At 43.4% G+C, this 11,765-nt stretch carries 9 protein-coding genes; 7 read left to right on the top strand and 2 right to left on the bottom strand.

Translation table 11 applies throughout. The features are described 5' to 3' along the window. A partial coding sequence (purF, locus tag ACKI5B_RS11970; protein WP_407429067.1) for an amidophosphoribosyltransferase occupies nt 1–1,103 on the bottom strand: 1,103 nt, incomplete at its 3' end. Between the two features lie 10 nt (nt 1,104–1,113). Beyond that, the gene (locus tag ACKI5B_RS11965) at nt 1,114–5,745 is read right to left on the bottom strand and encodes a glutamate synthase-related protein (RefSeq protein WP_407429065.1); all 4,632 of its coding nucleotides are present in this window, start codon (nt 5,743–5,745) and stop codon (nt 1,114–1,116) included. A gap of 259 nt (nt 5,746–6,004) precedes the next feature. Between ACKI5B_RS11965 and ACKI5B_RS11960 the strand changes: the two genes are divergently transcribed. The 7 genes from ACKI5B_RS11960 to ACKI5B_RS11930 all read left to right on the top strand — a co-directional run. After that, entirely contained in the window at nt 6,005–6,286 is a 282-nt protein-coding gene (locus ACKI5B_RS11960; RefSeq protein WP_407429063.1) for a type II toxin-antitoxin system RelE/ParE family toxin, read from the top strand. A gap of 9 nt (nt 6,287–6,295) precedes the next feature. Beyond that, nucleotides 6,296–6,592 carry a HigA family addiction module antitoxin gene (locus ACKI5B_RS11955; RefSeq protein WP_407429061.1) on the top strand — a complete coding sequence of 99 codons (297 nt, stop codon included), beginning with the start codon at nt 6,296–6,298 and terminating at the stop codon, nt 6,590–6,592. A gap of 200 nt (nt 6,593–6,792) precedes the next feature. Continuing rightward, a complete protein-coding gene (locus ACKI5B_RS11950) occupies nt 6,793–8,880 on the top strand; it encodes a glutamine synthetase III family protein (RefSeq protein ID WP_407429058.1) in 2,088 nt (695 codons plus the stop codon). A gap of 249 nt (nt 8,881–9,129) precedes the next feature. After that, nucleotides 9,130–9,456: an urease subunit gamma gene (gene ureA, locus ACKI5B_RS11945; protein WP_407429056.1), complete on the top strand. Its 327-nt coding sequence runs from the start codon at nt 9,130–9,132 to the stop codon at nt 9,454–9,456. A gap of 9 nt (nt 9,457–9,465) precedes the next feature. Beyond that, complete coding sequence (ureB, locus tag ACKI5B_RS11940; protein WP_407429054.1) at nt 9,466–9,783, top strand: urease subunit beta; 318 nt, start codon at nt 9,466–9,468, stop codon at nt 9,781–9,783. Then, complete coding sequence (gene ureB, locus ACKI5B_RS11935) at nt 9,780–11,507, top strand: urease subunit beta (RefSeq protein WP_407429052.1); 1,728 nt, start codon at nt 9,780–9,782, stop codon at nt 11,505–11,507. Before ureB (ACKI5B_RS11940) ends, ureB (ACKI5B_RS11935) begins: the two co-directional genes overlap by 4 nt. 49 nt (nt 11,508–11,556) lie before the next feature. After that, nucleotides 11,557–11,765 (top strand): hypothetical protein (locus ACKI5B_RS11930; protein ID WP_407429050.1); only part of this gene is annotated, 209 nt, incomplete at its 3' end.

Here is an 11,765-nt window from a genome sequence, read left to right as displayed (position 1 = left end):
ACTACGCGCTTTCCTTCAAGGTCACTTTTAATTGCATTCAGCTTCACAAAAACCATTGCCTCGCGTTCAGCCTGAGTCGGTGCGATAAAAGTTCTGCCGATGTATTTATTTTTTATAATTCCTGTCACATAAGGAATCCCGCTCTTCTTTGAATAGCCTAAAGCCGCCCCAATTCCTGAGTCCGGCACCCCGATTACAACATCAGCTTCAACCGCCGATTCTTTTGCAAGCACTTCGCCCATTCGGTAACGTGCTTCCTGAACAGAAATCCCGTCAATCACAGAGTCAGGACGCGCAAAGTAAACATATTCAAAAATGCAGGTCTGCTTTTTCTGCTCTGCATATTTTATTGAACTAAGTCCGTCCCTGTTAATCACGACAATTTCACCCGGCTCAATATCACGAAAAAACTGACCGTTCACAGCATCAATGGCACAGGACTCTGAGGCAATGATAAATCCAGAATCAAGGCTTCCCAGACACAGCGGGCGTATTCCATCCGGGTCACGCACGCCTATCAGCATATTTTCTGTCATGATGCACAGGGCAAACGAGCCTTTTATTTCTTTTACAGCCGCAATCACTGAATCAACAAAAAGTTTTTCTTCCGCCTGACCGTGCAGAGAAGTCTGAGCGTCCGTTTTCTTTCCAAGATGACCGCCTTTTTCGACAAACTTACGCACAATCAGTTTTAAGATTACTTCGCTGTCGCTTGAAGATGAAAAAGTACAGCCGGAGTCTTCAAGTTCTTCCCGGATTTTAGAGTGATTTACCAGCTGACCGTTATGAGCAAGTGCAATCGAACCGTTCTTAAAAGAGTTTAAAAAAGGCTGGGCATTTTCAATTGTTCGTCCGCCTGCCGTTGCATAACGCACATGAGCAACTGCTATGTTTCCTTTAAGGTTTTCAAAATCTTTCTGAGAAAAAATGTCACTTACAAGCCCGGTTTCTTTTTTTAATGCAATTTTTTCTCCGTCACTTACGGCAATCCCCGCACTTTCCTGTCCGCGGTGCTGCAGCGAAACAAGGGCAAAATACGCAAGACTTGAAGCATTTTCCGCCCCGTAAATTCCTGCAACACCGCATTCATCTTTAAAACCCATTTTTTTGCCCCTATGCTCTGCCTTCGTTAATTACCCGCAGATAATCATTCGGAATGATTTTCTTGAAGCAGTTTTTATAATGTTCCCAGCTGCCAAGAATCTTTTCTGCAAGTTCACTTCCGGTTTCTTTTTCGTGCTGTTCGATAAGAGAATGAAGTTCCTCTTCGTCAGTTTTATCATTAAGGACAGTCACTTCTTCACAGAGGTCGTACATTTTTACAAGTTCAGTGTTGAGTTTTTTATAAAGCGTATGATTTTCATCTAAAATATATGCAACGCCGCCGCTCATTCCCGCACACAGATTTTTTCCTGTTTCGCCTAAGATTACGGCCTTTCCGCCTGTCATGTATTCAAGCCCGTGATCTCCGCAGCCTTCGGCAACAACGACTGCCCCACTGTTTCTGACGCAGAATCTTTCCCCTGCAATTCCGTTTATAAAAGCAGAGCCGCTGGTGGCACCAAACAAAGCGACGTTTCCGGTGATAATATTTTTTTCTGCCTCTCCCTCAAAACCAGCTGCTTTTTTAACGACAATTTTTCCACCGCTTAAGCCCTTTCCAAGTCCGTCGTTCGCATCGCCAGAAAGAACAAGCGTGAGCCCCTTAGGAATGAAGGCCCCGAAAGACTGTCCCGCTCCGCCCGTAAAACGCACTGTGAAAGTATCGTCAGAAAGCGAGTTCCCGTATTTTTTCTGGATTTCGCTTCCAAGAATTGTGCCGGCAGTACGATCGGTCGAGGAAATTGAAAGTTGACAGGGGTATAGGGAGCGACCCGTAAGGGGCAAATCCTGTGAGACAGGTTTTGAACGAGTCTCGGTGAAGGCTGTGCCTGAACCGCTCCCCCTCAAAGCATTCAAAAACTCCGGCAGCAGGTTTCTTTCATCAAGAGTACCCGAAAGTTCAGAGAAATTATCCCGACAACCAGCATTCACCGTCATATCACATATCACATCTTCCTTATCACATGTCACATTTCCCAGTATTCTGCTCAAATCCAGCAGGCGGCTTCTTTCTGAGTGAATGTTTTCCTTAACCTTAAGCAAATCTGTTCTTCCGCACATTTCTTCGATTGTACGAACACCGAGTTTTGCCATGATTTCGCGCAGATTCTGTGCAATAAAACGCATAAAGTTTTCTACGTATTCTGCCTTTCCCTTAAAGTTTGCGCGCAATTTTTTGTCCTGAGTTGCAATTCCGAAAGGACATTTGTCGCTCTGGCAGACCCTGAGCATGCGGCAGCCCATTACAACAAGAGGTGCAGTCGCAAAACCGAATTCCTGTGCTCCCAAAAGACAGGCTGCGGCAACATCACGTCCGGTAAGAAGTTTTCCGTCTGTTTCAAGCCTTACTTTTGAACGAAGTCCGTTCATTAAAAGCGTCTGATGAGCTTCGCTTAAGCCCATTTCCCACGGAAGCCCCGCACTGTGAATCGAAGAAAGAGGAGCTGCCCCAGTTCCTCCGTCGTGTCCTGAAATCAAAATGACCCCGGCTCCTGCCTTTGCAACTCCAGCCGCAATTGTACCGACACCGGCTTCACTTACAAGTTTTACGCTTATTTTTGCACTGCGGTTTGCATTTTTTAAGTCATAAATAAGCTGTGCCAAATCTTCTATTGAATAAATATCGTGATGAGGCGGCGGAGAAATAAGGCTCACTCCGGTTGTCGCATATCGGGTTTTTGCAATCCACGGATGTACTTTTTTTCCAGGAAGATGTCCGCCTTCACCCGGTTTTGCTCCCTGTGCCATTTTTATCTGAATTTCTTCGGCACTCAAAAGATATTCTTCTGTAACGCCAAAACGGCCTGAAGCCACCTGTTTAATTGCTGAATTATAAATGCTTTTAAGACGCTCAGGATTTTCTCCGCCCTCACCTGAATTACTTTTTCCATGCAGACGGTTCATTGCCTCAGCCATGCATTTGTGCGCTTCTTCACTGATTGAGCCGTAACTCATGGCACCTGTCTTAAACCGCTTTACAATTTCTCCTACACTTTCAACTTCCTCAAGCGGAATGCCGCCGTTTTTATCATACTTAAAATCAAGAAGGTCACGGATTGTAAAAGCCTTTTCCTGCCGTTCTGCAAGTTCAATATATTCCTTAAACTTTGCATAATCGCCTTTCTGTGTCGATTCCTGCAAAAGTGAAATAAGCTCGGGAGTAATAATGTGTTCTTCCGCATTTTCACTGAACTTATACTTGTGGTTTCCAAGAGGGTCAAGTTTTATCAGCCTGTTATCAACGGGGCGCTGTAATCGAGTTTGCTCAGCAAACTCGCGCGTGTCCCCGCTCGAAGGGGTAGCGGAAGATGCGTCAGCAGCTGGAGCGAGGGGAAGACCTTCCCCTCCAAAAGCTCTTTTATGATGATATTCCATATCCTCTGCAATTTCTTTAAGCGTAATGCCGCCGATTCTTGAAACCGTATTTGTAAAATATTTCTGGATTACCTCTTCGCTGATTCCGACTGCTTCAAAAATCTGGGCCGACTGATACGACTGAACAGTGGAGATTCCCATTTTTGCAGCAATTTTTACGATTCCGTTCATCAAAGCCCTGTTGTAATCGTCAATCGCAGTGTGATAATCCTTGTCCAGAAGTTTTTTGTCGATAAGTTCAGCAATACATTCATGGGCAAGATAAGGATTTACTGCCCGCGCACCAAAGCCTAAGCACATGGCAGCCTGATGCACGTCACGGATTTCTCCCGACTCAAGAATTACTGAAATTTCAGTACGCCTTTTTGTACGGATAAGATACTGTTCAACCGCAGAAACCGCCAGAAGCGAAGGAAGAGCCATATGAGCTTTGTCCACGCCCCTGTCCGAAAGAATGATGATATGAAAACCGTCCGCATAAGCAGAATCAATCTGAGCAAAAAGTGAATCAAGGGATTTTTCAAGCGGTTCTGCCTTTTCTTTTTCTATAAGAAGCGAAACTTTTTTTACCCTTAAGCCTTCCTGGTCAATCGCCGCAATTTTTAATAGGTCAGTTCCTGTAAGAATCGGATTGTGGATTTCAAGAACATGACAGTTCTTGCCCTCTGGCTTTAACAGGTTTCCGTCTTTTCCGACATAAACAGTTGTGTCCGTTACGATTTTTTCACGCAGCGAATCAATCGGCGGATTTGTAACCTGTGCAAAAAGCTGCTTAAAATATGAAAAAAGCGGCGGATGCTTAGAACTTAAAACAGCAAGCGGCGTGTCGCATCCCATTGAAGCAGTCGGCTCAACTCCGTCTTTTGCCATCGGAAGAATCATTTCGTTAACATCTTCAAGACTCCAGCCGAATGCTTTATAAAGCAGATCGCGTTCATCCTGAGAAGCAACAGGAATTTTCTGATTAGGAATCTTAAGCGAAGAAAGCTGGATTAAATTACGGTTAAGCCATTCACCATAAGGATATTCGGAAGAATAACGCTCTTTGATTTCTTCGTCTGAAATGAGTTTTTTTGAATTTGTGTCAACTAAAAGCATGCGACCCGGCATAAGGCGGCTTTTTGTTACGACTTCACTTTCAGGGATTTCGAGAACTCCGGTTTCGCTTGAAAGAATGAGCATATTGTCTTTTGTAATGTAATAGCGGCTCGGGCGCAGTCCGTTTCTGTCTAAGGTTGCTCCAAAAAGGTCTCCGTCACTGAATAAAAGGGCAGCAGGTCCGTCCCACGCTTCCATCATTGTTGCCCAGTAGTGGTAAAAATTCTTTGTTTCTTCGCTGACAGAAACATCATTTCTCCAGGCCTTGGGAACTAAAACCATCATTGCAAGCGGGAGAGGAAGTCCGTTCATCATGTAATATTCAAGGGTGTTGTCGAGCATGGCAGAATCGCTTCCGTTCGTGTCGATTTCTCCGCCGCGGGCAATCATGCGGTCAGCGTTTCCCCGGATTGTGTTGATTTCGCCGTTGTGGGCAATAATTCTGTTCGGATGGGCGCGCTGCCAGCTTGGCTGTGTATTTGTAGAAAACCGCGAATGAACCAGAGCCAGAGCAGACTCATACAAAGGCGACTGAAGATCCAGATAAAAAGTGCGCAGCTGGTCAACGAGAAACATTCCCTTGTAAACGACCGTGCGGGAAGAAAGAGAACAGACATAAGCAGTTTTGTCACCTTTTTCAAAATCAAGGCGGAGTTTGTAAAGAAGCTTGTCAAATTCAAGTCCTTTTTCGCAGGCTTCCGGGCGGGCAACAATGCCCTGAGCGATTTCAGGCATGCACTCACGCGCTTTTTTGCCCAGAATACTTTCGTTTACAGGCACTTTTCGCCAGCCTAAAAACTGGAGACTGTGAGAAGCACAGATTTTTTCAAAGCGGGCTCTTTCAGAATCTACAGTGCCATTATTCTGAAAAAAGAACATTCCCACGCCGTAGTCGCGCTCACCGCCTAAAGAAAAGCATTTTTTTCCGTCAGAAGAAATGATTTCACCGTTTTTTGCGGAATTTTCAAAAAATGTGTGGCTTATCTGGACTAAAATTCCAACACCGTCACCAGTTTCACCTGTTGCATCTTTACCTGCCCTGTGTTCAAGTTTTTCTACAATGGAAAGAGCATCTTTTACAACACGGTGACTTTTAATGCCGTCAATGCTAACTACAGCACCGATTCCGCACGCATCATGCTCAAAACAAGGTTCATAAAGTGTCTTCATTTTTTTCTCCAATAAAAAAGGCCGTGCGTACAGAGAATAATCCCCATAAACACGGCCTCATTGTCGTTTTTAAGTTAGTTTTAGAAACAAAAAGCCGCAGACAATACTTCGCAATTGTGCGAAAAATCATCTGCGGCTTCTTTGCCTTTTGATAAAATGATGTTACAGAAATGTAAAAATGGTGTCAAGAGATTTTTGTAACACACAAAAAAATCATTATCCGTTTGACATATACACGCTACACAGATATAATAAACCAATGATAAAAAGTTTTACGGATAAAGAAACTGAGCTTATCTATAATCAAAAATTTTCTAAACGGCTTCCAAATACAATTCAGAAAATTGCTTTACGCAAATTGATGATGATAGATAATGCAAAGTGCCTCGAAGATTTAAGAATTCCTCCAAGCAATCATCTTGAACAGCTTTCTGGAGACAGAAAAGGGCAGCATTCTATCCGTATAAATGAACAGTGGCGTGTCTGTTTTACAGAAAAAGACGGACATTATTATGATGTAGAAATTGTGGATTACCACTAGGAGTATATTATGTCTGATTTTATAGAAACACCAACAATTGGAGAAATCTTGAACGAAGAATTCCTTATTCCCCTTGGAATTTCTGCATATAAACTGGCACAGGAAATAAATGTTCCGACTTCCCGTATTCAGGAAATTCTTCATAACCGCAGAAAAATTACTGTAGACACTTCTCTACGTCTAGCTAAATTCTTCGGATTATCTGACGGCTACTTTATGTCTTTGCAAGATGATATAGATATCAGAAATGCAAAAATAGAACTTGCTCCACAATTAAAAGAAATTAAAACATATGCTTATGCCTAAAAACGCGAATATTTTTCTTCCCCCTTCTTGACAAAAATTTTTCATATCGCTATAAATTAAAACATCAAACGACAACGAGGTCGCAGGAAGGCAATTCTTGCGACCTTTTTTTATTAATACACGGCAAAGGCGCTGTATTTTTTGACTGGTGTACAACGGTCAGAGAATGCAGCGCCTTTTTGTGTTAACAGGAGCAAAAAATGGACAAAGTTACTTCAATTTTTGGTGAAAATGTTTTTAATGAAACTGTAATGAAAGCCCGGCTTCCAAAAGAGACTTTCAAACAGCTGATGAAGACAATCGAGGACGGCGAAAAGCTTGCCCCGACCGTAGCAAATGTTGTTGCAAATGCAATGAAAGACTGGGCAGTTGAAAAAGGTGCAACTCACTTTACTCACTGGTTCCAGCCGCTTACAGGCACAACTGCAGAAAAGCACGATTCATTCATAACACCTTCAAGCGAAGGCAAAGTAATCATGGAATTTTCAGGCAAGGAGCTTGTTCAGGGTGAACCGGTCGCTTCTTCTTTCCCGTCTGGCGGTCTTCGCGCAACTTTTGAAGCACGAGGATATACAGCATGGGATCCGACTTCGTACGCTTTTATTAAAGACGGAGTTCTGTGCATTCCAACGGCATTCTGTTCATACACAGGAGAAGCTCTCGATAAAAAGACACCGCTCTTACGTTCAATGCAGGCAATTTCAAAACAGGCTGTACGCGTTCTTCACTTGTTCGGAAATCCAGATGTAACTTCAGTAAAAACAACTGTCGGACCTGAACAGGAATATTTTCTTGTAGACAAAAAGGCATGGGAAAAGCGTGAAGACTTGATTTTCTGCGGCCGCACACTTTTTGGAGCAAAATCTCCTAAAGGTCAGGAACTTGACGACCATTACTTTGGAATGATTAAGCCGCGAGTTCAGGCTTTCATGAACGATTTGAACACAGAACTCTGGAAGCTCGGAATCTTAGCAAAAACTGAACATAATGAAGTTGCTCCGGCCCAGCACGAACTTGCACCGATTTTTACGACTACAAACATCGCCTGTGACCACAACCAGCTCACAATGGAAGTAATGAAAAAAATCGCCGCAAAACATGACATGGTATGTTTGCTTCACGAAAAGCCTTTTGCAGGTGTAAACGGAAGCGGAAAACATAACAACTGGTCCATTTCCACCAACACTGGAAAGAACCTTCTTGATCCCGGTGCCACACCTGAAAGCAACGCACAATTTCTCCTATTCTTGTGTGCTGTGATTAAGGCTGTGGACGAGTATCAGGATCTGCTCCGTATTTCTGTTGCTTCTGCCGGAAACGATCACCGTCTTGGAGCAAACGAGGCACCTCCTGCAATCGTTTCAATGTTCTTAGGCGATGAACTTTCTGAGATTCTGGAGTGCCTTGAAAGCGGCAAACCTTACGGAAAGCACGAAAAAGAAAAGATGCAGATTGGCGTTACCGTTCTTCCTGACTTTAACAAGGACACGACAGACCGAAACCGCACTTCTCCTTTCGCATTCACAGGAAACAAATTTGAATTCCGTATGCTCGGTTCAAGCGAATCGATCGCATGTGCAAACGTTTTCCTTAACACAGCCGTTGCAGAAGAACTTGCACAGTTTGCCGATGAACTTGAAAAATCTTCGGACTTCAAGGGTGATTTGCACAAGCTGATTCTTAAGACAATCAAAGAGCACAAGAGAATCATCTTCAACGGAAACGGCTACGATGATTCATGGGTCAAGGAAGCTGAAAAACGCGGGCTTTTGAACCTCAAAAGCACACCGGAAGCGCTTACAAAGATTCTTGATAAAAAGAACAGGGATTTGTTTGAAAAACACGGAGTTTACAGCAATGTAGAGCTTGAAAGCCGCTATGAGATTCATAACGAAGCCTATTCAAAAATCATCAGCATTGAAGCGCTGACGATGATTGATATGGTTAAAAAGCTTTACCTGCCGGCTGGAGCAAAACAGGCAAAATTCCTGGCAGATTCAGTTTCACTCAAAAAGACTCTGGGTGCAGAAGATTCTTACGAAAGCGATTTGCTCAAAAAAGTCAGTTCGCTCACGTCAAAAATCTACAGTGAAGTCCAGAAACTTGAAAAAGATGTTGAAGGAGCTGCTGAAATAAAAGATGCAGGCAAAAACGCACTTTACTTTAGGAACACAGTCTTTGCCGACATGCAGGCTCTGCGTGAAAGCGTAGATGAACTTGAAGGCTGTGTTCCCGGAAGTGAATGGCCGGTTCCAAGTTACGCAGAACTTTTGTTCAGTGTAAAATAACCGGCTTTTCAACAGACCGGCTTTCCCGTCGGGAACGTGCCATCAAACTCGCGGTGAACAAGTTCAAGCGAGTTTGTGTCACAACCCCGACTCCAACCCGGTCTGTTAATCAACTGTGTTTTTACACTGACCAACAATTTCTTTACATAAAAAATTATCATAGACAATGGCGCCGCGGAAAGTTTTCTGTATGGAAAATGAATCTGCGGCGCTTTTTTTATGCTTTTTATTGGTTGACGGAGATTTTTTATGAAACTTACACCAAGAGAAACAGAAAAACTTCTTTTGAGTTATGCGGGATTTGTCGCTCAAAGGCGGAAAGAGCGCGGGTTGAAACTAAATTATGTTGAAGCAGTTGCTTATATATCTTCTGAACTAATGGAACTTGCCCGCGATGGAAAAAGTGTAACTGAACTTATGCGAGAAGGAGCAAAGATTTTAACCGTAAATGACGTTATGGATGGAATTGCAGAAATGATAAACGAAGTTCAGGTTGAAGCAACTTTCCCGGATGGAACAAAACTTGTAACCGTTCATAACCCGATTCGTGAAGTGGCGGAAACAGCTGTATCTTGAGGTGGCACTATGAAAATCGGTGAAATCATTTCGTGTAATGAGAAAATTGAGCTCAATAAGGGAAGAAAAACGATTCAGGTTTGCGTGAAGAATATGGGAGACCGTCCGATTCAGGTGGGTTCTCATTTTCATTTTTTTGAGGTCAATAGAATGCTTTCGTTTGACAGAAAATCCGCTTTTGGATATAGGCTTGATATTCCTTCTGGAATGAGCGTGCGTTTTGAGCCGGGTGAGGAAAAGACCGTTCAACTTTGCTCTTTTGGCGGAAAATCTGAAATCTACGGTCTGAACAATTTGACTTGCGGAAAGGCGGAGGCTGGAAAATGAGTTATAAAATCGACGGAAAAAAATATGCCGCAATGTACGGTCCTACGACTGGAGATAAAATCAGGCTTGCAGATACAAATCTTGTGATTCAGATAGAAAAAGATTTTACGGTCTACGGAGATGAGGCGAAATTCGGCGGCGGAAAGACTTTGCGTGATGGAATGGGACAATCAGTAAATACGACACGTGAATCAGGAGACCTTGACCTTGTAATAACCAACTGTGTCATTCTTGATTACACTGGGATTTACAAAGCAGATATCGGGATAAAAGACGGTAAAATCGCAGGAATTGGGAAAGCTGGAAATCCTGACACAATGGACGGCGTTACGCCTGGCATGACTGTCGGGGCAGCAACCGAAGCTCTTGCAGGTGAAGGTCTTATTATTACTGCAGGCGGAATTGACACACACATTCATTTTATCTCTCCTGAGCAGGTTGAAACTGCTTTATGCTCCGGTGTTACAACGATGATTGGCGGTGGAACAGGTCCTGCTGACGGAACGAACGCAACCACCTGTACGCCCGGAAAATGGAATCTTGAGATGATGATAAAGGCTGCTGAAGATTTTCCGATGAACATCGGCTATCTTGGAAAGGGAAACTGCTCAAATAAAACATCTCAAAGTGAGCTCGTCGCACAGATTAAAGCGGGTGCCTGCGGTCTAAAAATTCACGAAGACTGGGGAACAACTCCTGCGGCGATTGATGCTGCCCTCACGATTGCAGATAAATACGATGTTCAAGTCTGCATTCACACAGACACATTAAATGAGGCGGGATGCGTTGAGGATACTTTAAAGGCAATCAACGGACGGACAATACATACTTATCATACAGAAGGAGCGGGCGGCGGACATGCACCTGACATTCTCAAAGTTGCGGGTTTTCCAAATATTATCCCTGCTTCAACAAATCCGACAATGCCGTTTACTGTAAATACCATTGATGAACATCTTGATATGCTGATGGTATGTCATCACCTTGATAATAAAATAGAAGAAGATGTTGCCTTTGCTGATTCCAGAATCCGACCTGAGACAATTGCTGCAGAAGATGTGCTTCACGATATGGGAGCGTTGAGCATAATGTCGAGCGATTCTCAGGCAATGGGGCGAGTCGGAGAAGTAATCACCCGTACATGGCAGACAGCACACAAAATGAAAGAAGAGCGAGGCACCTTGCCGGAAGATTCTTCTGAAAACGACAATTTCCGTGCAAAGCGTTATGTCTCAAAATACACGATAAATCCTGCAATTGCGCACGGAATCTCTGATTATGTCGGCTCGGTTGAAGTCGGGAAGATTGCAGATTTAGTGTTATGGAATCCGGCATTTTTTGGTGCAAAGCCTGACATGGTGATTAAGGGCGGAGCAATCATCCTTTCAAAAATGGGGGATTCAAACGCCTCGATTCCAACCTGCCAGCCTATTTATTACAGGAATATGTTCGCTTTTTACGGAAAAGCAAAATTCATGACCTGTGCGACGTTTATGTCTCAGGTGGCGATTGACGAAAACTTGCCTGAAAAACTAGGTCTTCAAAAAATCTGCCTGCCTGTAAAAAACTGCCGTAAAATCGGCAAGAAAGACTTGAAATTCAACGATGCACTTCCAGTGATTGATGTGGATCCTGAAAATTACCATGTTACTGCGGACGGAGTTCCAGTCGTAAGCAAACCTGCAAAAACACTTCCGCTCACTCAGCGATATTTTTTGTTTTAGAAACAGACTGTGGTTGAGCCTGTCGAAACCACATTTAACGGAGATTTTTATGATTTTTGAGGCAATTATCGGAAAAATTGATGACGAACAGTTTAAGGGGAAAAAAATCGATTATGTTGATTTTGAATGGCACGAAACTTACTCAAAACTGCACAGGAAAACTTCAAGGGCTGACCGTGATGTTGCAGTCAGCCTTGACGATTCAATCTTAAAAATTGGAATCAAGCCTGGCGATGTTCTTGGTCTTGATTCTGACGG

It is taken from the genome of Treponema sp. (assembly GCF_045657965.1).
GTDB lineage: Bacteria > Spirochaetota > Spirochaetia > Treponematales > Treponemataceae > Treponema_D.
This window is presented reverse-complemented; position numbering and strand designations above follow the sequence as displayed.